The organism is Acetobacter pomorum, from assembly GCF_002738225.1.
In the GTDB taxonomy this organism is placed as follows: domain Bacteria; phylum Pseudomonadota; class Alphaproteobacteria; order Acetobacterales; family Acetobacteraceae; genus Acetobacter; species Acetobacter pomorum.
Genome location: NZ_PEBQ01000144.1, coordinates 322567 through 346441 on the forward strand (window position 1 = coordinate 322567; position 23875 = coordinate 346441).

At 53.5% G+C, this 23875-nt stretch carries 24 protein-coding genes; 15 read left to right on the plus strand and 9 right to left on the minus strand.

Annotated features, from left to right (window positions below):
• Positions 1–131: 131 nt before the first annotated feature.
• Together fabI and aroC are read left to right on the plus strand one after the other, a co-directional pair.
• Positions 132–971 (plus strand): enoyl-ACP reductase FabI, encoded by an 840-nt coding sequence (fabI, locus tag CSR02_RS11670; protein ID WP_099541726.1) that lies wholly within the window; start codon positions 132–134, stop codon positions 969–971.
• Between the two features lie 9 nt (positions 972–980).
• Entirely contained in the window at positions 981–2051 is a 1071-nt protein-coding gene (aroC, locus tag CSR02_RS11675; RefSeq protein WP_099541727.1) for a chorismate synthase, read from the plus strand.
• 25 nt (positions 2052–2076) lie between these two features.
• Here the strand turns inward: aroC and CSR02_RS11680 are convergent, their stop codons facing one another.
• On the minus strand, positions 2077–2511 hold the full coding sequence (locus tag CSR02_RS11680; RefSeq protein ID WP_099541728.1) for an OsmC family protein: 435 nt from the start codon (positions 2509–2511) through the stop codon (positions 2077–2079).
• A gap of 247 nt (positions 2512–2758) precedes the next feature.
• On the opposite strand from CSR02_RS11680, the gene CSR02_RS11690 reads away from it, so the two are divergent.
• A complete protein-coding gene (locus CSR02_RS11690) occupies positions 2759–4297 on the plus strand; it encodes a malate:quinone oxidoreductase (RefSeq protein ID WP_264820531.1) in 1539 nt (512 codons plus the stop codon).
• Positions 4298–4345: 48 nt separating this feature from the next.
• Here the strand turns inward: CSR02_RS11690 and CSR02_RS11695 are convergent, their stop codons facing one another.
• Genes CSR02_RS11695 through bioB form a run of 4 tightly spaced genes read right to left on the minus strand, consistent with a single transcriptional unit; the run spans position 4346 to position 7294 of the window.
• On the minus strand, positions 4346–4894 hold the full coding sequence (locus tag CSR02_RS11695; protein WP_099541730.1) for a 6-pyruvoyl trahydropterin synthase family protein: 549 nt from the start codon (positions 4892–4894) through the stop codon (positions 4346–4348).
• Positions 4887–5627 carry a 7-cyano-7-deazaguanine synthase QueC gene (gene queC, locus CSR02_RS11700; RefSeq protein ID WP_099541731.1) on the minus strand — a complete coding sequence of 247 codons (741 nt, stop codon included), beginning with the start codon at positions 5625–5627 and terminating at the stop codon, positions 4887–4889. Before queC ends, CSR02_RS11695 begins: the two co-directional genes overlap by 8 nt.
• Positions 5628–5629: 2 nt before the next feature.
• A complete protein-coding gene (gene queE / locus CSR02_RS11705) occupies positions 5630–6280 on the minus strand; it encodes a 7-carboxy-7-deazaguanine synthase (protein ID WP_099541732.1) in 651 nt (216 codons plus the stop codon).
• A 3-nt stretch (positions 6281–6283) separates the two neighbouring features.
• Positions 6284–7294 carry a biotin synthase BioB gene (gene bioB / locus CSR02_RS11710; protein ID WP_099541733.1) on the minus strand — a complete coding sequence of 337 codons (1011 nt, stop codon included), beginning with the start codon at positions 7292–7294 and terminating at the stop codon, positions 6284–6286.
• A gap of 169 nt (positions 7295–7463) precedes the next feature.
• On the opposite strand from bioB, the gene CSR02_RS11715 reads away from it, so the two are divergent.
• The 12 genes from CSR02_RS11715 (at position 7464) to CSR02_RS11770 (ending at position 20125) form a co-directional block, all read left to right on the plus strand.
• Positions 7464–7739 carry a putative hemolysin gene (locus CSR02_RS11715; protein WP_042786571.1) on the plus strand — a complete coding sequence of 92 codons (276 nt, stop codon included), beginning with the start codon at positions 7464–7466 and terminating at the stop codon, positions 7737–7739.
• Between the two features lie 321 nt (positions 7740–8060).
• On the plus strand, positions 8061–8825 hold the full coding sequence (locus CSR02_RS11720; RefSeq protein WP_099541734.1) for a phosphoadenylyl-sulfate reductase: 765 nt from the start codon (positions 8061–8063) through the stop codon (positions 8823–8825).
• A 65-nt stretch (positions 8826–8890) separates the two neighbouring features.
• The gene (gene cysD / locus CSR02_RS11725; protein ID WP_042787347.1) at positions 8891–9685 is read left to right on the plus strand and encodes a sulfate adenylyltransferase subunit CysD; all 795 of its coding nucleotides are present in this window, start codon (positions 8891–8893) and stop codon (positions 9683–9685) included.
• A gap of 28 nt (positions 9686–9713) precedes the next feature.
• Positions 9714–11594 carry an adenylyl-sulfate kinase gene (gene cysC, locus CSR02_RS11730; protein WP_099541735.1) on the plus strand — a complete coding sequence of 627 codons (1881 nt, stop codon included), beginning with the start codon at positions 9714–9716 and terminating at the stop codon, positions 11592–11594.
• Between the two features lie 180 nt (positions 11595–11774).
• Positions 11775–12116: a DUF2849 domain-containing protein gene (locus tag CSR02_RS11735; RefSeq protein WP_042787345.1), complete on the plus strand. Its 342-nt coding sequence runs from the start codon at positions 11775–11777 to the stop codon at positions 12114–12116.
• A 33-nt stretch (positions 12117–12149) separates the two neighbouring features.
• The gene (locus CSR02_RS11740) at positions 12150–13841 is read left to right on the plus strand and encodes a nitrite/sulfite reductase (RefSeq protein WP_099541736.1); all 1692 of its coding nucleotides are present in this window, start codon (positions 12150–12152) and stop codon (positions 13839–13841) included.
• Positions 13828–14316 carry a DUF934 domain-containing protein gene (locus tag CSR02_RS11745; RefSeq protein WP_183172556.1) on the plus strand — a complete coding sequence of 163 codons (489 nt, stop codon included), beginning with the start codon at positions 13828–13830 and terminating at the stop codon, positions 14314–14316. The genes CSR02_RS11740 and CSR02_RS11745 overlap by 14 nt, the downstream gene beginning before the upstream one ends.
• A 15-nt stretch (positions 14317–14331) precedes the next feature.
• Positions 14332–16359, plus strand: coding sequence for a glycosyltransferase N-terminal domain-containing protein (locus CSR02_RS11750; protein WP_183172555.1), 2028 nt, complete (start codon positions 14332–14334; stop codon positions 16357–16359).
• Entirely contained in the window at positions 16353–17348 is a 996-nt protein-coding gene (gene lpxK / locus CSR02_RS11755) for a tetraacyldisaccharide 4'-kinase (RefSeq protein ID WP_099541739.1), read from the plus strand. The genes CSR02_RS11750 and lpxK overlap by 7 nt, the downstream gene beginning before the upstream one ends.
• Entirely contained in the window at positions 17345–18268 is a 924-nt protein-coding gene (locus tag CSR02_RS11760) for a lysophospholipid acyltransferase family protein (RefSeq protein WP_099541740.1), read from the plus strand. The genes lpxK and CSR02_RS11760 overlap by 4 nt, the downstream gene beginning before the upstream one ends.
• A 92-nt stretch (positions 18269–18360) precedes the next feature.
• Positions 18361–19188: an inositol monophosphatase family protein gene (locus tag CSR02_RS11765; protein ID WP_052013518.1), complete on the plus strand. Its 828-nt coding sequence runs from the start codon at positions 18361–18363 to the stop codon at positions 19186–19188.
• A gap of 91 nt (positions 19189–19279) precedes the next feature.
• A complete protein-coding gene (locus tag CSR02_RS11770) occupies positions 19280–20125 on the plus strand; it encodes a lipid-binding SYLF domain-containing protein (RefSeq protein ID WP_042787339.1) in 846 nt (281 codons plus the stop codon).
• Between the two features lie 45 nt (positions 20126–20170).
• Here CSR02_RS11770 and mltG read toward each other — a convergent pair whose 3' ends face one another.
• The 4 genes from mltG to fabG all read right to left on the minus strand — a co-directional run bounded on the left by mltG (position 20171) and on the right by fabG (position 23856).
• On the minus strand, positions 20171–21205 hold the full coding sequence (gene mltG / locus CSR02_RS11775) for an endolytic transglycosylase MltG (RefSeq protein ID WP_099541741.1): 1035 nt from the start codon (positions 21203–21205) through the stop codon (positions 20171–20173).
• Positions 21195–22505 carry a beta-ketoacyl-ACP synthase II gene (gene fabF / locus CSR02_RS11780; RefSeq protein WP_183172554.1) on the minus strand — a complete coding sequence of 437 codons (1311 nt, stop codon included), beginning with the start codon at positions 22503–22505 and terminating at the stop codon, positions 21195–21197. Before fabF ends, mltG begins: the two co-directional genes overlap by 11 nt.
• A 64-nt stretch (positions 22506–22569) precedes the next feature.
• Positions 22570–22809, minus strand: a complete 240-nt coding sequence (locus tag CSR02_RS11785) for an acyl carrier protein (protein WP_003628807.1) — start codon at positions 22807–22809, stop codon at positions 22570–22572.
• 303 nt (positions 22810–23112) lie between these two features.
• Complete coding sequence (gene fabG, locus CSR02_RS11790) at positions 23113–23856, minus strand: 3-oxoacyl-[acyl-carrier-protein] reductase (RefSeq protein ID WP_099541743.1); 744 nt, start codon at positions 23854–23856, stop codon at positions 23113–23115.
• Positions 23857–23875: the final 19 nt, after the last annotated feature.

Here is a 23875-nt window from a genome sequence, read left to right on the forward strand (position 1 = left end):
TGTTATCATACTCCTACGTTCATCGGGTTTGAAGCATGCGTGTCGCTTTGCTCTTGTTTCAATAGCGCGTGTATGCGACCAACCAACTCACACTCGGATATTTGAACAACAGAAATAGGTTGAGGTCACGCATGTCTTCTCCCAACGCCACATTGCCTGCTCACGGAACGCTCATGAAGGGCAAGAAGGGTCTGGTAATGGGTGTCGCTAATGATCGTTCCATTGCATGGGGCATTGCCTCCGCCGTTGCGGCACAGGGTGGGGAGCTTGCATTTACGTATCAGGGCGAAGCTCTGGGCAAGCGCGTACAGCCTTTGGCAGAAAGCGTGGGCTCCAGCCTGGTTCTGCCCTGCGATGTCACAGATGACGCCGCTATTGATGCCGCGTTTGCCGCCATTGAAAAAGAATGGGGTGAACTGGACTTTGTGGTGCATGCTATTGGCTGGGCAGATAAACAGTTCCTGCGTGGGCGGTATCTTGATACCCCGCGTGAAGCGTTTTTGAAGGCGCTAGATATTTCGTGCTATTCTTTCACGGCTGTTGCGCAGCGCGCTTCCAAGCTGATGAAAAATGGTGGCTCCTTGCTGACTCTGAGCTATCTGGGCGCAGAACGTGTGATGCCACATTATAATGTTATGGGCATTGCCAAGGCCGCGCTGGAAGCCTCTGTACGATATATGGCAACAGATCTGGGGCGTGATGGTATCCGTGTGAATGCCATTTCTGCAGGCCCTATCAAAACGCTGGCTGCCAATGGTATTGGGGATTTCCGCTATATTCTAAAGTGGAACCAGTATAACTCTCCGCTGGAACGCAACGTGGCGTTGGAAGAAGTGGGCGGCGCTGGTTTGTATATGGTGTCTGACCTTTCATCCGGCGTAACGGGTGAAGTGCATCATGTGGATTGTGGCTACCATGTTGTGGGCATGAAAAACCCGACTGCCCCTGATATTTCTGTAGCTGGGGACTGAGGGCGCGCCGTGTCTTACAATACCTTCGGACAACTTTTTCGTGTCACCACTTGGGGCGAAAGCCACGGCCCGGCCATTGGCTGTGTTGTAGATGGCTGCCCGCCGCGTCTGGCCCTGACAGAGGCAGATATTCAGCCGTTTCTGGATAAACGCAAGCCGGGGCAATCCGCCTTTACCACACAGCGTAAAGAGCCGGATCAGGTGCGGATTCTGTCCGGTGTGTTCGAAGGTCAGACCACAGGCACGCCAATTTCCCTGATGATCGAAAACACAGACCAGCGCTCGCGTGATTATGGTGATATCGCCCGCACATATCGCCCCGGTCATGCTGATCTGACATATGATCTTAAATACGGTATTCGTGATTATCGTGGGGGTGGCCGCTCCTCTGCGCGTGAAACAGCTTGCCGTGTGGCGGCTGGTGCTGTGGCGCGCAAGATACTGGGTGATGGTGTGCGTATTCGTGCGGCATTGGTGCAGCTTGGCCCAAATGATATCGACCGCACACGCTGGGATTGGGAAGAAGTAAACCGTAACCCGTTTTTCTGCCCCGATGCAGGCGTAGTGGCAGAGTGGGAAGAATACCTTGCGGGTATCCGCAAGGCGGGTTCTTCCATTGGTGCGATTATTGAGGTTGTGGCTGAAGGCGTGCCAGCTGGTTTGGGGGCACCCGTTTACGGTAAACTGGATTCAGATCTGGCTGCGGCTTTGATGAGCATTAACGCTGTAAAAGGCGTAGAAATAGGTGATGGCTTTGCTGCTGCCTCTCTGACAGGGCAGGAAAATGCAGATCCGCTTTATATGCGTGACGGCAAGCTGACTTTTGGCGCCAACCATGCGGGTGGTATTCTGGGTGGTATTTCCAGCGGGCAGCCCATTGTGGCGCGCTTTGCCGTTAAGCCTACCAGTTCCATGCTCACACCCGTTCCATCCATCACAACCGATGGTAAGGAAACGGAAGTCATTACCAAAGGGCGGCATGACCCGTGCGTGGGTATTCGTGCCGTCCCAGTGGGTGAAGCCATGATGGCCTGCGTATTGGCAGACCATCTTATGCGGCACCGGGCCCAGCTGGGCTAAACAGCCCACCCATTTTACATATGGTTTAATCCAGCAAGGTGGCTTCCAAGGTAATGGAAGCCCCTTTGAACAGTTTGGAAACCGGGCAGCCTTCCTTGGCTTTTGTGGCCAGCTTTTCAAACTGATCCGTTGTGGCTCCCGGAATACGCGCCTTAAGCGTGAGGATGATTTTATCTATCTCAAACCCACCGTCTTTTTTATCCAGGCTGACGTCTGCGCGGGTGTCAATGGCAGAGGCAGTCAGCCCCGCTTCCCCTAAAATGAGCGAGAAAGCCATAGAAAAGCAGGCCGCATGGGCCGCGCCCAGAAGTTCCTCCGGGTTGGAGCCGGGCTTGCCTTCAAAACGGGTGTTAAAGCCGTAAGGCTGGTCTTTTAAGGCCCCACTTTCAGTGGAAATAGTGCCTTTGCCTTCTTTTATCGGGCCTTCCCAATGTGCTGTGCCGTATTTGATAATGCTCATGTCAAAGCCTTTTTGTTGCTGTGTGGGTATCCAAAACCATTCTAACGGTTAGCAGCCCAAACGCCTTTAAGGGGGAATGGTTCAAGAAAAGCAGCCATGCTCTCGCAGAGATGAGCAGGCGAGAGCGCAACGATGTGCCTATAATGCTTTCCAGTAAAAGGCCTGCCGCGTGCGCATACTTCTTTCTTGCATGCAAAAGAAGTTGGGAGCATGTGCAGGTATGGACCCAGCCCTGCCTGCATGTAAGATGCAAAAGGCAGATGCGGCTGACAATGCGGAGACCACGATGAGTTCCACCACGACCGATACCGCTTCTTCTGTTGATGTCGTCCTGATTGGTGGTGGCGTGATGAGCGCCACACTGGGAACCCTGCTGCGGCAGCTTCAGCCGGATTGGAGCATCAGCATTTTTGAACGCCTGGATAGCGTGGCGGAAGAAAGCTCCAATGCCTGGAATAATGCCGGCACAGGCCACTCCGCCCTGTGTGAGCTGAATTACACGCCACAGCGGGCAGATGGTAGCGTTGATATTACCAAGGCTATCAACGTAAACGAACAGTTTCAGGTTTCCCGCCAGTTCTGGACATATCTGGTTGAGCAGAACATTCTTGAGTCTGCGCGTGATTTCCTGACCCCCGTGCCACATATGAGCTTTGTCTGGGGGGATAAAAATGTGTCCTTCCTGCAGGCACGTTACAAGGCGTTAAGCGCACATCCGCTGTTTTCCGGCATGGAGTTTACGCAGGATCAGGGGCAGATTGCACAATGGGCGCCGCTGGTTATGCGCAACCGCCCAGCAGGGCAAAATCTGGCGGTTACCCGCAGCCTGCGTGGCACAGACGTAAACTTTGGTGCGTTAACGCGTCTGCTGTTTACGTATCTGGTCACCACGCCAGCCTGCACATTGCATACGCGGCATGATGTGCATGATATCCGCCGTGATTCAGACGGCCGCTGGGTGATCAAGGTGCAGGATACACGCCTGAACACGGAGCGTGAGGTTAAGGCGCGGTTTGTGTTTATTGGGGGTGGTGGGGGTGCGCTGCCGCTCCTGCAAAAAACGGGTATTCCGGAATCTCGCGGCGTTGGTGGTTTCCCGGTGAGCGGGCAGTTCCTGCGCTGCACAAATCCGGATCTTATTGCCCAGCATCATGCCAAGATTTACGGCAAGGCCTCTGTTGGTGCGCCGCCCATGTCTGTTCCGCATCTGGATACACGCATGATAGATGGCACGCCCGCATTGTTGTTTGGCCCATATGCTGGTTTTTCCACCCGGTTTTTGAAAAATGGTTCTCTGCTGGATCTGCCACGTTCCATTCGGGCCAGTAACCTTGGTGCCATGCTGGCTGTGGCGCGTGATAACTGGCCACTTACCAAGTATCTGATCGAACAGGTTTTGCAGTCTCACAACGATCGGATCAAGGCGCTGCGGGACTTTATACCCGATGCACAGGCCAAGGATTGGGAACTGGTAGTGGCTGGCCAGCGTGTGCAGATTATTAAGAAAGATGCCAAAAAAGGCGGTGTTCTGCAATTTGGCACGGAAGTTATTTCCAGCGCAGATGGCTCTGTGGCGGCCCTTCTGGGGGCTTCTCCGGGGGCATCAACCGCAGCCCCAATTATGCTGACAGTGCTGAAAAAATGCTTTGCCAGCAAGTTGCCTGAGTGGGATGCAAAGCTGAAGCAGATTATTCCATCCTATGGTCAGAAACTGGCCGATAATCCGGAACTTTGTAAGCAGCTCTTTGATAAAAGCACCAGTGTTCTGGGGTTGAAAGAAGTCTGATTTCGTGTTGAGCCTGCTTTTTTTATAAAGCAGGCTCAACAGGCGGTATCAGATAAAGGTAACCGGGCTATTAAGGTCGGATATGCTCATATCTGCCCGGTTCCACCAGCAGTTTTCCGGCGCGCGTGGGGTGGGAATAAACTCTGCCGGGTTGCCAGAAAAGGAAACTGTATTGGTGGGTGTTTCCTGAATACTTAATTCAGAACACCACAACGCGCCGCCTTCTGCGGCCAGAAATGCGTTAATCTTGGCCATAAGCAAACATGTCATCAGCTCTGTTGTGGGGTCTCCCGGCGTAATGACAATGCGGGCCGCACGGGCAGGCTCGTTTGTTTGAAACCATGCCAGTAGTGGGTCATCCTCAGCAAGCTGCAAGGCATGATCCAGCTTTTCATCCACAAAACGATGCCACGTGCTTTTGGCTTTCTGAAAAGAAACAGGCATGTTGCCTTTACCGTCCAGCGGCGCAAAAGCCGTGGGTTTCAGGCGCACGGTTACAAATTCATTATGGCCGTGGGGCAGGGCGCAGCTTTCACTTGCACCATGAATAAGCCGGTGCCCCATGGAAAAACGGCGGGTAAAAACAAGATCAGGCATGTGTCTGTGTGCCTTTTTTGTGGGCTATATATGCATCCCACCCGGATTTACGCAGTTGGCAGGCAGGGCAGGTGCCGCATCCATGCCCCCATGCATGCAATGTGCCTCGTTCCCCCAAATAACAGGTGTGGCTTTTCTGGTTGATCAGTTCAACAAGCGCTTGTCCGCCCAGTTCTTCTGCCAGTTCCCACGTTTCGGCCTTATCCAGCCACATCAGGGGAGTGTGCAGAACGTAGCGGGATTCCATGCCGAGGTTGAGCGCAACCTGTAGAGCCTTGATGGTATCATCCCGGCAATCTGGATAACCTGAATAATCGGTTTCGCACACACCGGTAACAATGTGTTTGATGCCGCGACGGGCAGCCAAAGCGGCTGCAAAGGTGAGAAAAATCAGGTTTCGGCCCGGCACAAACGTATTGGGCAGACCATTTTCCGCCATACTGATTTCAGCATCCCGCGTGAGGGATGTTTCAGAAACCTCGCCCAAAGCATGCAAGGGCAGGGTGTGATCTGGCCCCAAACGCTGTGCCCAAACGGGATTCTGCTCAGCAAGCCCTTGGCGAATACTGGCCCGGCATTCCAGTTCAACCGCATGGCGTTGGCCGTAATCAAACCCCAGTGTTTCTACGCGCCCGTAACGTTCCAACGCCCATGCCAGACACGTTGCAGAATCCTGGCCACCAGAGAAAAGAACAAGGGCGGATTCCTGTTTATCACGGGCAGGAAGAGGCATGATTAAGGTATTCCAATAAGCTTGTGTGTCTGGAGTGAAAGCCCCCATAATGGATGTTCCAGACAGTATTCAATAGCCGTCTGCGTGTTAGCGGCCTGGTGTGGGCCATCCATAGGCTGAAGCCAGAAATGTTGGAAATCAAGATTTTCCAGAGCGGCAGGATCTATACCCGGCTGCGGGAACACGAGCTTCAATTCGGTACCCGTTTTCTGCACCAGTTCAGCCCCGGCTTTGGGGCTGATGCATAGCCAGTCTATTCCTTCGGGCGCAAGTATTGTGCCATTGCTTTCTACAGCAATGGTAAAACCGCGGGCGTGCATGGCATCTATAAGGGCAGAATCAAGCTGGAGCAGGGGTTCACCCCCTGTAAAAACAACCAGTTTTTGGCCGTTTGCTTTTGTATCCTGCGTAGGATGTGGCCAGAAACCGGCAATGGTGTTGGCCAGTTCGGCCGCGTTTTCAAACTTTCCGCCGTTGATGCCATCTGTGCCGATAAAATCGGTATCGCAAAACTGACAGATGGCTTTGGCCCGGTCTTCCTCCCGCCCAGACCACAGGTTACAGCCCGTAAAACGGCAGAAAACAGCCGCACGGCCAGCTTGTCCGCCTTCACCCTGAAGGGTAAGGAAAATTTCTTTAACCGAATATGTCATGAATTATGCAGAAGGCAAACCAATGCCTGTTGTGTGCATACCAAGCTTATCTAGCAAAGCGCGATCACGCGTGGCTTGTGGGTTGGGGGTGGTCAGCAGACGTTCACCATAGAAAATGGAGTTGGCACCGGCCAAAAAGCAGAGTGTCTGGGTTTCATCACTCATGTTTTCACGGCCAGCGGCAAGGCGTACGCGGCTTTTGGGCATGGTAATGCGGGCGGCGGCAATCATGCGCACAAAATCAAGCGGCTCAACTTCATCCGCTTTGGCTAGAGGTGTGCCTTCCACTTTTACCAGCAGGTTGATCGGCACACTTTCAGGGTGCGCGGGCAGGGTGGCAAGGGCCGTAATCAGGCCAGCCCGATCAGTTTCGTTTTCACCCAGACCGACAATGCCGCCACAGCAGACATTGATACCGGCATCCCGCACGTTGGAAAGCGTATCCAGCCGTTCCTGATAGGTGCGAGTGCTGATGATTTCTCCATAATATTCAGGCGAAGTGTCCAGATTATGGTTGTAGTAATCCAGCCCGGCATCATGCAGTTTATGGGCCTGTGCATTATCCAACATGCCTAGTGTCACGCAGGTTTCCATACCCAGTTGTTTTACGCCTTCAATCATGGCGCACACGGTATCCAAGTCGCGCTCTTTGGGGGAACGCCAGGCCGCACCCATGCAAAAACGGCTGGCACCAGCGGCTTTGGCTTTTTTGGCCTCGGTTAGCACAGCTTCCACAGCCATTAGCTTGTCGGCCTTTACGCCTTGTTCATGCTTGGCGCTTTGTGGGCAATAGGCGCAATCTTCCGGGCAGCCGCCCGTTTTAATGGACAGCAATGTGGAAATCTGGATTTCCGTTGGATCAAACGTGGCACGATGCAGTGTTTGCGCCCTGAACATCAGCTCAGGAAACGGCAGGTCAAGCAAAGCCTGAACTTCTGCGACCGTCCAGTCATGGCGGACTTCCGGGGAGGAAATGACAGAAGAATGAGCGAGCGGAGAAGAACCATCAGGCATGGAGGGCAAACCGAACCAGATTTATAGAGAAGGAAAATGATTTATAGCCTTTTTATGGAGGCAAGGCCAGTTTTCACGTTGCTTGTTAAAGACATATTCGGGCCTATACGTCATACTAAATGTTTATAATTCAGCCTGCCACAAAGCGGCTGGGATAAGGGAGAATAAAATGTCTGCAAAAAAAGGCGTTCCCGGCGTGATGCTAGCTGTTGCAATGACCGGTCTTCTGGGCGGCTGCCATGAACAGCATGAAGAAAATGCCAATCGCGCAGTACGGCCGTTGCGGATGCCAAATCCGGCTGCGGTCTATTGTATCAAGAAGGGTGGCACGCTGAGCACCGAAAGCACGGACAAAGGGCAGATCAGCTATTGTCATTTGCCAGATGGTAGCGTGATGGAGGAATGGGCGCTGTTCCGCAGGGACAATCCAGCGCCGAAAAAGTAATTTGATCGATCGAACAGGATTTTTGGTCCGATGCAGGGCATTTTTACCCGTGAGGGGGCTTTGCATCGGTCATTTTGAGCACTTTAGGCGGTAGGGTGGATCGATTTCAGGATTTTAGGGCGCCAGAATACGCATGTGAGAGGATGCTGCGTGGATATGATTGATTGGTCAGAGTATTTTTAAAACGGCCATAAATTGCATAAGATATATTATGCCAACAAAATACACTATAAAACATGCGGCGTGAGGGATCGTGTATATAACGATCGTTTATGATGTTTAATTTGATGGTGTGGCTCTTGTATCGTTGAATTTTGGGTTGTGACTTCCTTATTATATCTGTATCACGTCGTTAAATATATTTTCTGCCATACGGATTTGTGTGTAGTGAACGCTCTTTCTGATGATACAGCGACCATAGCAAAGCAGCTTGTGCCCGTGCAGGAGAACCCCGTTCTGTTGCTACGCAAGGCCAGTGCACTTTTGGGAGACAGGCTGGCTGTCCTCTCCTCTTTCGGGGCGGAATCTGCGTTGCTTCTGGCTATGGTGGCGGAAGCCAACCCGGCCATGAAAGTGCTGTTTTTAAATACCGGCAAACACTTTCCGCAAACGCTTGAATATCGGCGGAATTTGGCGGATTTTTTGCATCTTTCCAACGTTCAGGATGTTGCACCGCAGCCCCAACAGGTTGAAAATCGGGACCCTACGGGGGAATTGTGGGCGTTTGACCCAGATGCCTGTTGCGCCTTGCGTAAGGTAGAGCCCCTGAAAATAGCATCTCTGCCCTATGAGGCATTGGTAACAGGGCGCAAGCGTGGGCAGGCTGCCACCAGATCCACGCTGGAAATTGTGGAATTGCGGGAGGATGGACAGTTACGGCTGAACCCTCTTGCTTTTTGGAGTGCAGAGGAAATCACGCAGGAAATGCAGCGCCGCGGGTTACCTCCCCACCCATTGGTGGCGGAAGGCTATCTCTCCATCGGCTGCGCCCCGTGCACGCAACCCGTTCATGGGGATCAGGATGCACGGGCCGGGCGTTGGGCGGGCTTGAATAAAACGGAATGCGGCATTCATATCAAACACTAGCGGGTTCTGGCTGATTTTACCCTCAGTCGCATCATGTCATAAACAGGGTTACGGAAACGAAAAACATGGATCATCTTGATCAACTTGAAGCTCAGAGCGTTTTTATTCTGAGAGAAGCCTATAGAAAGCTTAAGCCTCTGGCCATGCTGTGGTCTTTGGGTAAAGATTCCAATGTTATGGTCTGGCTGGCTAAAAAGGCGTTTCTGGGCCGGGTTCCCTTCCCTGTCATGCATGTTGATACCGGCAAGAAATTTCCTGAAATGTACAAGTTTCGGGATGAATATGCCAAAAAGTGGAACCTTGATCTGCTGCTGGGTGAATGCCCACCGGTAGAGGAAATGGATCCTTCCCTACCGCCTGCTGCGCGTTCTGCTGCACGTAAAACAGCCGGGCTGGCTGCCATGATTGAAAAATACAAGTTGCAGGGCGTTATTGCCGGTATCCGCCGTGATGAGCAGGGAACGCGCGCTAAGGAACGCGTTTTCAGCCCCCGTGGTGCCAGCCATAAATGGGATATCCGCAATCAGCCCCCAGAATTCTGGGACCAGTACGCAACCCCGCATGAAGAAGGCATGCATATTCGTGTGCATCCGCTGCTGGCTTGGCGTGAAATTGATATCTGGCGCTATATTGAGCGTGAAGGTATTCCGCTGGTTGATCTGTATTTCTCCAAAAACGGCAAGCGCTACCGTTCCCTAGGTGATTCAGACATCACTTTCCCGGTAGAAAGCAATGCTTCCACCCTGGCGGAAGTGATTGAAGAACTGGAAACAACCAAAACATCCGAACGCGCAGGCCGCGCAATGGATCATGAATCCGAAGATGCTTTTGAACGCCTGCGTGTGGCGGGTTACCTCTGATTACGGCGTGGACTGGAACTAGAATATCATGAGCGAAAATATCTCTTCATCTCAGGATGCCGCCACGCCAATTGTGATTGTGGGGCATGTTGACCACGGCAAATCTACCCTGATTGGCCGCCTGTTGCACGATACGGACAGCCTTCAGGAAGGTAAGGTTGCCCAGATTATTGAATCGTCCAAAAAGCGCGGTCTGAAAATTGAATGGAGCTTCCTGCTGGACTCCCTTCAGATCGAGCGCGATCAGGGCGTTACGGTTGATTCTACCCGTATTCCGTTCCGTCTGGGTCAGCGCGAATTTGTAATTGTGGATGCACCGGGACACCGCCAGTTCCTGCGCAACATGATTACAGGTGCCGCCGATGCAGAAGCCGCCGTGCTGGTGGTGGATGCGCAGGAAGGTGCGCGTGAACAGACACGCCGCCATGCCATGCTGCTGCACCTTATTGGTATTCGCCACGTTATTGTGCTGCTGAACAAGGTGGATCTGCTTGATTTCGATCAGGCCAAGGTGGAAGCGGTCGAAAAATCCGTAACGGAACTGCTGAACAAACTGGGGCTGGAAGCCGCCCTGTTTGTGCCGGCTTCTGCGCGTGATGGTGATAACATTGCCAGCCGCTCAGAACGCTCCCCGTGGTATAAAGGCCCTACGCTGACAGAAGCTCTGGCCAGCGTGCCCTCACCCGCTTCCCGCTCCGAGCTGGCGCTGCGCCTGCCTGTGCAGGATGTGTATCGGTTTGATAACACCCGCTATGTGGCTGGCCGTGTTGAACGTGGCCGTGTGCGCGTGGGCGATACGGTTATTATCGGCACACAGAAAACCCCTGCCCGCATTGCTTCGATCGAAAGCTGGCATACGGCACCGCATGTGTCTGCCTCTGCCGGGCAGTCCATTGCAGTAACGCTGGAACCAGACGTTATTCCCGATCGTGGTGACCTGTTGCACCATGCCGATGCTGCGCCTATGGAAGCCTCCCGCGTGCGGGTGCGCCTGTTCTGGCTGCGTCAGGAACCGCTGCGTGTGGGTGAACATTTCCGCTTGCGTCTGGCCACGGCAGAACATGCCGTTACCGTAACTGCCATTGATAAAGTGGTGGATCTGGATGATCTGACAGAACATCCCGGCACCGAAGTTCCGCCCGAAGGCTTTGCGGAAATCGTGCTGTCTGCGGCAGAAAATATTCAGTTTGACCCGTTCACCCCCGGCACGACGGATGGCCGCGGTGTACTGGTTGACCGCCAGCAACGTATTGTGGGTGGTGCGCCCATTATTGGCCCAGCCAGCATTGCAGATGGTGAAAAGGTTATTCACCCAAGTGCCAGCACTGTTACCGTGCAGGACCGTGAACGCGCCAAGGGCCATAAAGGCGCTGTGTTCTGGCTGACAGGTCTGTCTGGTTCTGGCAAAAGCACGCTGGCCCGTGCCGCAGAAACCCGTCTGTTTGCAGATGGTGTGGACGTGACTGTGCTGGATGGTGACACATTGCGTGCCGGCCTGTGCAAGGATCTGGGCTTTTCTGAAGCGGATCGCACAGAAAACGTGCGTCGTGCTGCGGAAGTGGCGCGCCTGCTGCGTGATGCCGGGCAGGTTGTGATTGTGGCGCTGATTTCCCCATTGCGTTCTGACCGTGATCTGGCCCGTCAGATTATTGGGGACGGGTTTGAGGAAGTGTTTGTGGATGCCGATCTGGGTACCTGCGAACAGCGTGACCCCAAGGGTCTGTATGCCGCAGCACGTGCAGGAAAAATCAGCGGCTTTACGGGTATTGACGCCCCGTATGAAGCCCCTGCCACACCTGCCCTGCACTTGGTAACGGGTAAGGATAGCGTAGAGGCTGCTACAAAAACGCTGGTGACTTTTGTAGAGAGCACCGTGCGCCATAAAGCGGGGGTCCGCGCGCAATCCTGATTGTGTTTAAGGCGGGTGTAAAACCCGCCTTATTGCGCCTTGTCAGAGCACGTTAAGTGCTTATGTGTATCTTGAAGCGCATCGGGGGCTTCAAGATACGCTTTTGATTCGTGATATATTGATATTCTCGCGTCTGTTGTGTAATTCTGAACCTGCACACGGGGCAGAAAGGGATAAGCGTTGGATCGGAGAAATAATCGGCGGGATGCAGAAGGGCTGAGTGTTGTCACAGCCAACCGTCTGCTTGATGGGCGCATTGTCTGGCTAGATGCACAAGGCAAGTGGCAGCTTTCTATCCAGTTGGCACATCCTTTCCCCAATGCGGAAATGGAACAGGTTCTGGCCCGGCAGACTGCAAAAGCAGGTGCAGATGAAGTGGTTGGGGTGTATGGTGTGCAGGTTGAGCAGACACCATCTGGCCTGCTGCCCATTACCACGCGGGAGCGTATTCGTGCGCTTGGGCCAAGCGTTCATGCCCAGTTCACACCTGCATGGCAACCTACGCAACACGCCAGCGCCTGATACCAGCAGAGCAAGACGGACACAGTTAAAGCCATGTCTTATTCCACCCAGCCTGCCCTTCCGGTTGGCCGTTATGCGTATGATGATGTTGATCGTACGTTTCTCAAGCAGCGTGTTGAGCAGTTTCGGGATCAGGTCCAGCGTCGTATTGCTGGGGAGCTGACCGAAGAAGAGTTCAAACCCCTGCGGTTGATGAACGGCCTGTATCTTCAGTTACATGCCTATATGCTGCGTGTAGCCATTCCGTATGGTACGCTGAGTTCCCCCCAAATGCGTGCTCTGGCACATATCGCCAGAACGTATGATCGGGATTACGGGCACTTCACCACACGGCAGAATATCCAGTTCAACTGGATCAAGCTGGAAGATACGCCCGATATCCTGAACGTGCTGGCCGATGCAGAAATGCACGCTATCCAAACCAGTGGTAACTGCATCCGTAATGTCACGTCAGATCAGTTTGCTGGCGCAGCGGCGGATGAAGTGCTGGACCCACGCGTGCATGCTGAAATTCTGCGTCAGTGGTCTACCCTGCACCCAGAATTCACGTTTCTGCCGCGTAAGTTCAAGATTGCCATTTCCGGCAGCAAGCAGGACCGTGTAGCTGCACGCTTTCATGATATCGGCCTGCTGGCCCGTAAGGGTGAAAATGGCCGTGCCGTGTTTGAGGTGTATGTTGGCGGCGGCTTGGGCCGCACCCCGATTGTGGGTGTAAAACTGCGTGATGACCTGCCAGAAGAAGACCTGATTGCGTATCTGGAAGCCGTACTGCGTGTTTATAACGAATACGGCCGGCGCGATAATATGTACAAGGCCCGTATCAAGATACTGGTGCAGGCCTTGGGCGCAGAGGCTTTTCTGGCCAAGGTGAACGCAGAGTTTGCGGCTATGGATCGGGCGCGGTATCGCCTGCCAGCAGAAATTGTTGCGGCTATTCAGGCTCGTTTTGGCACACCAGAGTTTCAGGCTGAAAATGGCGCAGCAGACGCTTTGGCGGCCCAGCAAAAAGCCGATGCGGCATTTGATGCATGGGTGCGCACCAATACGCATGCTCACAAACAGCCTGGCTATGCGTGCGTGACCATCTCCTGCAAACCGGTGGGCGGTATTCCGGGGGATGTAACTTCTGCTCAGATGGATCTGCTGGCAGATCTGGCGGATAAGTACAGTTTTGGTGAATTGCGTATTACGCATTTGCAAAACGTGGTGCTGGGCCATGTGCGCCAGGATGCGCTGCATGAACTGTGGCAGATCCTTAAGGCAAACGGGCTGGGTACGGCCAATATCGAGATGGTGACAGACATTATTGCCTGCCCGGGTCTGGATTATTGTGCACTGGCCAATGCGCGTTCCATTCCCATTGCGCAAAAGCTGAGCGAACGCTTTGGAAATGCCACACTCCAGCAGGAAATTGGCCACCTGCGGCTGAATATCTCTGGCTGCATCAATGCCTGCGGGCATCATCATGCGGGCCATATCGGTATTCTCGGTGTTGATAAACGGGGTGAGGAAGCATTCCAGATCACTCTGGGCGGCAGTGCGATGGAAGATGCCTCTGTTGGGCAGATTCTGGGTTCTGCACTTTCTGAAGATGAAACGGTTGATGCCGTGGCGCGGATCATAGATACATATCTGGCCCAGCGTGAGGCCGGAGAACGATTTATTGATACGTGCCGCCGTCTTGGCACAGCCCCCTTCAAGGATGCAGCTTATGCCCCTGTTTGAAAACGGCCAGATTATTGAAGATACATGGCTGATTGCACAGGATGATCAGCCATTACCAGAAGGTGATGTGCTGGTGCCGTTGGCGCGCGTGGCTGAAGGGCTGGGCCGTAATGGTAATGGACGTCTGGGCGTTCTGCTCAAGCAGGATGAACAGGTTGAAGACCTTAAAACCATCCTGCCCCGGTTGGATGTTGTCTGCCTCACATTCCCCATTTTTCGTGATGGCCGGGCCTTCACGCAGGCGCGCAGCTTGCGTGAGCATCTGCATTATGCTGGCAAAATCCGTGTTACCGGGCATTTTCTGCCTGATCAGTACGAATTTTTGCTGCGTTGTGGGGTTGATCAGGTGGTTATTCCTGATGGCAGCAAGATTGATGTGTGGGAAAAAGCGCATCATCGCTTCACCATTGCCTATCAGCCATCTGTGTTGAACGAAAAGCCAGAAGGTTTTGCGTTCAGGAGATTTCTTTCCTGATCAGGCTACGTGGTTATGTTGCGTGGCCTGAAGACAGACGGCAAAAATCTGGCCCGTAAGGCTGGCGTATGGAGTTTGCGCCAGTATTTGGGGTTTGCACTTAAAACAACGCGCTGGACGTTTTTGGTTAACGAGCGGGCATGGCCACTGTTAACCAGCCAGAACGGACAAACAGCTGTTGTGGCGTTCTGGCATGAAGTGCTGCCCTTAACACCCGCTTTGTGGTGGTGGGCAGAGCCCCAAAACCCCCATATTCGCCTGCATGTGCTTATCAGCCGTAATCGCGATGGCCGCATGATTGCAGATGTGGTGGCGCCGTGGCGTATCTGGTCCATTGCCGGATCTTCAGATTCCAAAGGTAAAAACAAGGGAGGCGCCGCTGCGCTGCGGCGTATGCGTGCAAGCCTGCGCCATGGCAGCCTTGTGGCTATTACGCCAGATGGCCCGCGCGGTCCGCGCAGGCAAGCACAGCAAGGGGCACTGGCGCTTGCAGAACTGGCAGGCAAGCCAATTGTGCCTGTGGGGGCAACCTGTTTTGGGCTGCATCTGAAATCATGGGACAGAATGATCTTTCCCCTGCCATTTGGGCGTGGGGTTTTTGCGTGCGCTGCGCCCATAGAGATGCGCCGCCAGAAGGCCGCAGAACACACAGATCAGCAAGCCACCCCAGCCCAACAGCTGGAACATGCGCTTGATACGATGATGCACCTTGCGCAAACCCCCGTAAACGCCCCCTTACCTTCTGGTTATATGCGGGAAAAAATTGTGCTGCGTCCCCTTTCTCTTATGCCGTCTCGTGTATGGCAGGTTGCCGCAACCGTTCTCTCCCCCGCTTTGCCTTTTTTCTTGAGATGGCGGCAGACAAAAGGAAAAGAAATTCCAGCACGTGTGCGGGAAAAAATGGGTTTTCCCTCACAGCCGCGAGGTAGCGGAAATCTGCTATGGTTTCATGCCGCCAGTGTGGGAGAAACTGTTTCCATCCTGCCACTTGTTTTGGCATGTCTGGCGCAGAAATCTGATGTACGCGTGTTGGTTACAACAGGCACGGTTACAGCTGCACGCGTGTTGGTGCAGCGCCTTGCGCATCCGCGTGTGATACATCAGTTCATGCCATTAGATGTGCCGCGCTGGGGCAAACGTTTTTTGGATTACTGGCAACCCAAGGCTGCTGTTTTTACAGAAAGTGAGTTATGGCCCAACATGCTGGGGCTGTGCCATACACGTAATCTTCCGGTTATGCTTGTTAATGGCCGTATGTCTGCATCTTCCTTTAAAGGTTGGCAGCGTATGGGGCCTGTAGCCCGGCGCATGTTGGAGCGTTTTGCGTGGGTTTCCGCCCGATCTGATGAAGATGCACAACGGCTACAACAACTGGGTGCCACCAAACAGCTTGAGACAGGTGATCTGAAAACCGCAGCACCTCCCTTACCGGTAGATGAAGCCGAACTGGCACGTTTGAAGGAACGCCTGGCAGGACGCAGAATTTTTGCAGCCGTTTCCACCCATCAGGGGGAAGAACAGCAGATTGCACAGGCAGCCAAGCTGATCCGGCGTGATAACCCAGACGTGTTGGTGCTGGTTATTCCTCGTCACCCAGAACGTGGGGCGGATTTAAGTGTGATGCTGGGCTATGTGCCGCGCCGTGGTGCTGGTCAGATTCCGACAGAAGATGACCTGTTTTGGGTGTGCGATACGCTGGGCGAATTGGGGTTGTTTTTCCGTCTGGCACCCTGTGTGTTTATTGGCAATAGTCTGCCCGGTGTATTGGGTGGTGGCGGTGGGCATAATCCATTTGAACCGGCTCGTTTGGGATGTGCCATTGCATCTGGCCCACTGGTGCAGAATTTTACAGATGCGTTCCGCCACATGGCGGCGGGCGTTACAATTGTGCATAATGCGCAGGAATTGGCTGCGTGGGTGCGGGATATGTTTGCCAATCCGTCCAGACGCCAGCAACTTGCGCAAAGTGTGCAGCAAGTCGCGACTGCTAATGCAGATTTGCCCGAACGCTTGGCAAAACATATTCTTGCACAGATATGGTAAAGCTGTGTGCCCCTGTATTTTGGAGCAAGCCTTCTGCCAAAATAAGGCCATTACTGTTATGGCCGTTTTCCGCCATTGTGGCGGCTGTAACGGCATATAAACAACGCCAGCCGGGCGAGTATGCACCCGTGCCTGTGTTGTGCTGTGGCAATATTTCTGTAGGCGGCACAGGTAAAACCACTGTGGTTCTGGACTTGGCGGCCCGTCTGCTCCAACGCGGTAAAAACCCTCATATTCTCACGCGAGGATACGGTGGACGTTTACGCACAACAACACAGGTGAATCCTACCCTACACAGTGCACAGGATGTGGGGGATGAACCCTTGTTGCTGGCTCAGATTTGCCCTGTATGGGTTGGTGCAGATCGTGCTGCTTCTGCGCGTGCGGCTGTTGCGGCAGGTGCCGATTGTTTGTTGATGGATGATGGTTTTCAAAATCCATCTTTGCACAAAAATCTGTCTTTATTGGTGGTGGATGGCAGCGTGGGCTTGGGGAATGGCCATGTATTGCCTGCCGGTCCGTTAAGAGAGCCGCCATTGCAGGCTTTTGCCCGTGCGCAGGCCACACTTTTGATTGGGGCAGATAAAACAGACTTTCAAACGCATTTCGGGCAAGTGGCACCGCACTTTATGCGCGCAGAACTCAGGCAGTCTGAAACTGTCAAAACTTTGCAGGGGCAGCGTTGTGTGGCCTTTGCTGGGCTGGGGCGGCCAGAAAAGTTTTTTGAAGGTCTTAAAAACTGCAATGTCACATTGGCGCAGGCGGTGGCCTTTCCCGACCATTATTTTTATAAACATCAGGATTTGAAGCGTCTGGCAGAAATGGCTCTTTCCTTGCAGACGCGTCTGGTAACAACACCCAAGGATGCCGTGCGTTTGCCTGAATACTTCCGCCAGAAAGTGACAGTTATAGGGGTGGATCTGGTATGGCAGAACCCGACCGCGCCAGACGCCTTGCTGGATCTGTTTTTGAATGGATCAGCAGGATGAGCAGCAAAGTTCTTTCAACAGCCTTGATGCAGGCTGAGGCTCTGCTGGCCGGTGGTCTGTTAAAATGTCTCACATGGCTTGGGCCTTCTGCCGCTTCCAATGTTGCGGGTGGTATATGCCGCTTTATTGGCCCCAAACTGCCGGTTTCCCGCGTGGCCTATCGGAATCTGGAACTCGCCATGCCGGAGCTGAACCCACAGCAGCGTCGCCAGATTGTACAAGGTGTGTGGGAAAATCTGGGCCGCACGGTTGGGGAACTGCCCCATATTGCAGCCTTGCAGGAAAATACGCCCAGAGGCCCAGGGTTTGAGGTTCAGGGCGCTGAATATCTGGAGGAACAGGCCCGTAAAGGTGGCTCTGTTCTGTTTGTATCCGGCCATATCGGAAACTGGGAAATGTTGCCCCCAGGTGTTGCGCGGCATGGCACACCTTTTGCGTCTTTTTACCGCGCCGCAGGTAATCCATTGATAGATGGTATGATCCGCCGTTTGCGCGATAAAGCCATGGGCAATACGCCTGTGCCATTATTTGCCAAAGGTGCCAAAGGTGCGCGGGAAGCACTTTCCTATGTCTCCAAAGGTGGTCGGCTGGGTATGCTGGTGGATCAGAAAATGAATGATGGCATTGAGGTCTTATTTTTTGGGCGTCCTGCCATGACAGCCCCTGCCCTTGCCGCCATGGCGCTGCGTTATCGCTGCCCAGTTATTCCCGGATATGTGGAGCGCCTTGGCCCAGCCCGTTTGCGTATTGTGGTGGAACCGCCGCTGGATCTGCCGGATACGGGAGACCGCAAGCAGGATCTGCACGCATTGGCGCAGATGATCAATGATCGTCTTGAAACATGGATAAGGCGCAAGCCAGAAAGCTGGCTGTGGTTGCATAGGCGTTGGCCCAAGGAACTTTATAAGCGCAAAGCCTAGTTTTTGGGTGTGTGCATGTAAAGCATGGGCCGAATGCAGGCCTGGCTGCTCGTCTTGCTGCATGGAACGGCGTATGGTGCATGTAATCCTTAATGTCTTGTTTTATCAGGAGTTACAGCAACATGTCTTCACCCAGCCCTGCTCTTGCCACACGTTTGGAAGCCGCGCGGGCTGTCGTGCATGATGCCGCACAGATGGCCATGGCCATGCGGCCGCCGCCGGGTGGGCCTCAGGCTTCGCAGAAATCTGCGCAGGATTGGCTGACAGAAACAGATGGCGCAGTAGAAGCCTTTATTGCCAACCGTATGAAAGCTCTTTTCCCCGATGATGGTTTTCAGGGGGAAGAAGGTGGTGTAGCGCGCACGGGCAGCCTGCGCTGGGTGGTGGACCCTATTGATGGTACATCCAACTATGCGCGAGGCCGTTGCCGCTGGTGTATCTCACTTGGTCTGCTGGATGGAGATGAACCCGTTGCCGGTGTGATTGATGCCCCTGCTTTGGGTGAAGTTTATACGGCCCTACGTGGTTATGGTGCGTTTTTGAACGGCAAGCGTATTCAGGCTTCCCCCGTGAAGGACCCTGCCTGCTCGATGATTGAAATGGGCTGGAGTAACAGAGTACCCAAGCCCGTATTTATGGAAAAAATGGATGCCATTATGGCATTGGGCACCATGCCGCGTTCTGGTGGCTGTGGCGCACTGGCATTGGCAGACGTGGCCAGCGGGCGTCTGGATGGTTATATTGAAATTGTGATCAACTTGTGGGATGTGGCTGCCGCCCTGCCCCTGTTGGCAGAAGCCGGGGCGCGCGTTTCCCCTTTCTTGCAAGAAGGTGGGCTCACGGGGCCAGCCACAATTATGGCAGCAAACCCGCATATTGCGCAGGTTCTTTCCAAGGCGGTATCCATTCCGCTGGCATAAATGAAAAACATGCACGCTGGGCCTTTCTGCGGCCACAAAAGCGTGCTTTCTAGCAGATCATATTTACCGGCTTATTGTGGAGAATTCCGGCATGCGTCTGGTTACTTACCTTTCTTCTGCTTCTTTGGCTCTGGCTGCTGCGGTTTCTCTGTGTGTTGTGGCACCAGCACAGGCGGCTGATAAGACTCAGGCGCTGGTTGATAAGGCTGCCCTGAGCGTACAGGACGTTTTTGTAGGCGCCACCAGCCAAAGCCCAATGGTAATCAATCTGGCCAAAGCGCGCGCCGTAATGGTGTGCCCGGATATGTTCCGTATGTCTATTGCATTTGGTGGTGCGCATGGTGGTTGCTTGCTGCTGGCGCGAGATGCACGTGGATCATGGTCTGATCCGGCATTCTATACGCTCAGCACGGCATCCTTTGGCTTGCAGTTTGGGGTGCAGAGTTCCGAAATTGTCTTTTTTGTCATGACAGATCGCGGGTTGCAGGCTTTGCTGGATAGCCAGTTCCAGTTTTCTTCCAATGCAGGTGCCTCTTTTGCCAGCATGAGCACAGCAATTGCCAAGGGAAACGCTGGCGCGCGTAATACGGATATTCTGATCGCCCAGAAATCTCAGGGTGTATTTGCAGGTGCTTCTCTTGGTGGCAGCAAGCTGACTGTGAACAGCGATGAAAACCGGGAATATTACAAGCAGAGCGTTGGCCCGGAAGATATTGTTGTTAGCATGCGTGTGAACAATCCGGATGCTGACCCATTGCGTAGTGTTCTGATGCGTTATGCTGCTATGGCAAAAAGCACGGGTAGCTCTGCCACATCTTCACGCGCATCTACCAGTAATGCAGTTTCTCAGAGCGATGCCGATGCGCTTGCGGATGACACTGTTGGGGCATCTGGCGGCGGTGGCATTAAGCAGGAAAGCCTGGGCCCATCTAAATAAGCTTGCGGCACTAAGCGCTTTCCTTCTTACAGAAGAAGAAAGCGCTTAGTGCGTATTATGCTGCCGAAAAACAGAAACATTCCGATTATGTTCGGCCAGCGTGGTGGAAAAATTATGCCCACCATTGCCATTTGCCACAAAGAAAAGAGCATCCCCACTGGCAGGGTGTGCCGCAGCCTCCAATGAAGAAAGACCGGGAGAACAGATAGGCCCAGGCGGTAGCCCTGTAACAACATAAGTGTTGTAAGGGTCTGGCGTAGCAAGATCTGTGCGTGTCAGTGCACGGCCCAGCGGCGGGTTCCCATGTGTGATGGCGTAAATAACCGTGGGGTCTGTTTGCAGCTTCATCCCCTTTTGCAGACGGTTTAGAAAAACACGCGCCACAACAGGTCTTTCCGCAGGCAAAGCGGTTTCTTTTTCTATCAGAGATGCCAGAACCAGCAGAATCTGAGGAGATGGTAAAATGCCATCAATGGCCGAATCACGCTTTTGCCAAACAGTAGCAAGTGCCACTTGCATGGCGTTTTGTGCACGCTTTACAAGTTCGGCGCGCGTACTGTTGCGCAGATAATTGTAGGTTTGCGGCAACGTACTGCCTTCTGCGGGCAAAGGCGTATCACCATTCAAAAATGGCGCTGTGGCAATAAGTGCCTGAATCTGGTGGGCAGAAAGCCCTTCAGGAATGGTTAGTTTATGTAAAACGGGTTTGCCATGCCGCAGAATAAACAATACATTCTGCATGGAAACATGCTGCGGAAAATGAAGTTCTGCCGCATGGAGCTGCCCATCTTTACGTGTCAGAGAGATAGCCGTAACAAACAGCTTATCCGTTAACCAGCCAGATGGGAGAACCTGCGCTTGCTGTAGTGCTGCTAAGGTGCTGGCGTAATTGCCATGTGGCACAACAACATCCGTGGCCTCAACCAAAGGCCCCGGTTGTATATAGGTATACCATGCAAAAAAACCTGTTCCTCCCCCTGCCAAGGCAGAAAGAAGAAACAGGCTCCCTAGCCATTTCAGGGCAGCACGGCCTTTTCTGGCAGGCTGTTTTGCTGGCTTTTTTTTAGGTTTAGACGCCACGCACAATCAGGCTGGCATTTGTGCCGCCAAATCCAAAGCTGTTGGAAAGAGCCACATTGATTTCCCGCTGCTGCGCCGTATGGGCAACACGGTCAATCACACTTTCACGTGATGGATTGTCCAGGTTCAATGTTGGTGGCGCCACGTTATCCCGAATAGCCAGAATGGAGAAAATGGCTTCCACGGCACCTGCTGCGCCAAGCAAATGGCCTGTTGCAGATTTGGTGGAGGACATGGCCAGTTTACGCGCATCATCCCCAAACAGACGTTCAACAGCTTCCAGCTCAAGGTCATCCGCCATGGTGGAGGTACCGTGGGCATTAACATAGTTGATGTCTGCGGGAGTCAGGTCTGCACTCTTTAGTGCAGCACGCATGGCGCGGTACGCCCCATAATGACCCTCTGCGGGTGCGGTAATATGGTATGCATCGCCCGACATGCCATATCCGATAATTTCGCCGTAAATCTTGGCACCACGGGCTTTGGCGTGCTCATATTCTTCCAGCACAACAACGCCAGAGCCTTCACCCATTACAAAACCATCACGGTCTTTATCCCACGGGCGGGAGGCTTTTTCAGGCGTCGCGTTAAAGCCGGTGGAAAGTGCACGGGCTGAACAGAAACCTGCAATACCCAATGGGCACACGGTTGCTTCCGCACCCCCAGCCACCATCACATCGGCATCACCAAACATGATAATGCGTGCGGCATCACCAATGGCATGCACACCGGTGGCGCAGGCCGTGACAACTGAATGGTTTGGCCCCTGAAAACCATATTTGATGGAAACATGGCCAGAAACCAGATTGATGAGAGCGGACGGGATAAAGAACGGCGAAAGACGCCGCGCCCGGCCTTCATGCACAGTGATGGAAGCATCATAGATGGTTTGAAGACCACCAATGCCAGAGCCGATCATTACACCGGTGCGGCATTTATCTTCTTCGGTTTCGGGCTTCCAGCCGGAATCCTCTACCGCTTCCGTTGCTGCCACCAACCCCATGTGAATGAAGCGGTCCATTTTGCGCTGGTCTTTAGTGGGGATCCACTCGGAAAGTGTCAGCTTTCCTTCGGCGGTCGGCCCTTCCGGCACTTCCCCAGCCACATGGGCCGGCAGATCGCTAGGGTCGAAGTGCGAGATTCTACCAATCCCGCTCTCACCCGCGATCAAACGTGACCATACGTTTTCAACGCCCAGACCCAGAGGCCCGACGATGCCCATTCCGGTGACGACTACCCGTCTCCGTCCAGAATTTACTCCGGCCGACTGCAACAAACCAGCCCGCTCCCTGTTCTGCACGTATATGGTCCCTCAAACAATAGAGGGACCCACAGTTTCCGTTAAACGCAAAAGTGCCTGAAAATCAGGCAGCTTTCTGCTTTTCGATGTAATCAATAGCATCTTTAACGGTGGTGATTTTTTCCGCTGCATCTTCGGGGATTTCGACATTGAAGGCTTCTTCAAACGCCATCACCAGCTCAACGGTATCAAGGCTGTCAGCGCCCAGGTCGTCAATGAAAGACGCATCCGGTGTGACTTTGCTTTCCTCGACGCCGAGATGCTCGACCACGATTTTCTTAACCTTATCAGCGATTTCGCTCATCTGTCTTTGTATCCCATAGGCCCGGTTTTACATGCGGGCAGGTTGTTCTGGTGCCTGCTCTACCACAACCCCTAGCAGCAGAAGAATAGAAAACAGCACTGTTTCCATTATTCCTCCCCACCAACAGGGGTTGCGGGCGCTTAGCACGTTTTTCCATCACAAGCCAAGGTAAACCGGAAAGAGTTTATTCCGTTCCCTTGGCCATATGCGTGTTTGTATAGTCTGTCTGCCACATCTGAAAGTATTTTGCACCCTCTCATCTGCACAGGCAAATATGAAGGCCAGCCTGAAGGGAATATACCCTTAAACCATTGCCATACCACCATTTACATGCAGCGTGGTGCCCGTAATCCATGCGGCTTCATCGGATGCCAGATACAGCACGGCGGATGCCACATCTTCCGGCTGACCCAGACGCCCCAAAGGAATCACGCCCAGAAGTTTTTCTTTTTGCGCATCGGGCAGCACGTCTGTCATGGGGGTTACAATAAAGCCCGGCGCCACAACATTTACTGTTACGCCACGAGGCCCCGCTTCCTGCGCGAGCGATTTGCTCATGCCCACAATGCCAGCTTTTGCCGCAGCATAATTGGCCTGTCCAGCATTGCCTGTAGCGCCGATAACCGAGGAAATATTGATAATGCGCCCGGCACGCCGCCGCAGCATGCCTTTAAGTGCAGCGCGGCACAGCCGGAACGGAGAAGACAGATCAACATTCAGAACCTGATCCCAGTCTTCATCCTTCATGCGCAGGGCCAGCATATCACGCGTAAGGCCCGCATTGTTCACCAGAATATCAATGGGTGCGCCGGCGGCTTCTTCTGCCTTGGTAATCAGGCCATCTGCTTCCTTGGCATCAGAAAGATTGGCGGTAACGTAAAAAGCACGCCCTTCCCCCAATTCTTCCGCCTGCTTTTGCAGCACGGCTTCTCGCGTGCCAGACAGCACAACTTTTGCACCCTGCGCATGCAGTAGGCGTGCAATGGCGCTGCCAATGCCACCGGTTGCGCCTGTCACCAGTGCGGTTTTTCCGTCCAGTTTGAACATGATGTTTATTTACCCGCTG

Bases quoted from the DNA above. Each gene is read 5' to 3' on its own strand.
- fabI (WP_099541726.1), top strand. From the start codon at position 132: ATGTCTTCTCCCAACGCCACATTGCCTGCTCACGGAACGCTCATGAAG.
- CSR02_RS11680 (WP_099541728.1), bottom strand. From the start codon at position 2,511: ATGAGCATTATCAAATACGGCACAGCACATTGGGAAGGCCCGATAAAA.
- CSR02_RS11690 (WP_264820531.1), top strand. From the start codon at position 2,759: ATGCAAAAGGCAGATGCGGCTGACAATGCGGAGACCACGATGAGTTCC.
- CSR02_RS11695 (WP_099541730.1), bottom strand. From the start codon at position 4,894: ATGCCTGATCTTGTTTTTACCCGCCGTTTTTCCATGGGGCACCGGCTT.
- queC (WP_099541731.1), bottom strand. From the start codon at position 5,627: ATGCCTCTTCCTGCCCGTGATAAACAGGAATCCGCCCTTGTTCTTTTC.
- queE (WP_099541732.1), bottom strand. From the start codon at position 6,280: ATGACATATTCGGTTAAAGAAATTTTCCTTACCCTTCAGGGTGAAGGC.
- bioB (WP_099541733.1), bottom strand. From the start codon at position 7,294: ATGCCTGATGGTTCTTCTCCGCTCGCTCATTCTTCTGTCATTTCCTCC.
- CSR02_RS11715 (WP_042786571.1), top strand. From the start codon at position 7,464: ATGTCTGCAAAAAAAGGCGTTCCCGGCGTGATGCTAGCTGTTGCAATG.
- cysD (WP_042787347.1), top strand. From the start codon at position 8,891: ATGGATCATCTTGATCAACTTGAAGCTCAGAGCGTTTTTATTCTGAGA.
- cysC (WP_099541735.1), top strand. From the start codon at position 9,714: ATGAGCGAAAATATCTCTTCATCTCAGGATGCCGCCACGCCAATTGTG.
- CSR02_RS11740 (WP_099541736.1), top strand. From the start codon at position 12,150: ATGTCTTATTCCACCCAGCCTGCCCTTCCGGTTGGCCGTTATGCGTAT.
- CSR02_RS11745 (WP_183172556.1), top strand. From the start codon at position 13,828: ATGCCCCTGTTTGAAAACGGCCAGATTATTGAAGATACATGGCTGATT.
- CSR02_RS11750 (WP_183172555.1), top strand. From the start codon at position 14,332: ATGTTGCGTGGCCTGAAGACAGACGGCAAAAATCTGGCCCGTAAGGCT.
- lpxK (WP_099541739.1), top strand. From the start codon at position 16,353: ATGGTAAAGCTGTGTGCCCCTGTATTTTGGAGCAAGCCTTCTGCCAAA.
- CSR02_RS11760 (WP_099541740.1), top strand. From the start codon at position 17,345: ATGAGCAGCAAAGTTCTTTCAACAGCCTTGATGCAGGCTGAGGCTCTG.
- CSR02_RS11765 (WP_052013518.1), top strand. From the start codon at position 18,361: ATGTCTTGTTTTATCAGGAGTTACAGCAACATGTCTTCACCCAGCCCT.
- CSR02_RS11770 (WP_042787339.1), top strand. From the start codon at position 19,280: ATGCGTCTGGTTACTTACCTTTCTTCTGCTTCTTTGGCTCTGGCTGCT.
- CSR02_RS11785 (WP_003628807.1), bottom strand. From the start codon at position 22,809: ATGAGCGAAATCGCTGATAAGGTTAAGAAAATCGTGGTCGAGCATCTC.
- fabG (WP_099541743.1), bottom strand. From the start codon at position 23,856: ATGTTCAAACTGGACGGAAAAACCGCACTGGTGACAGGCGCAACCGGT.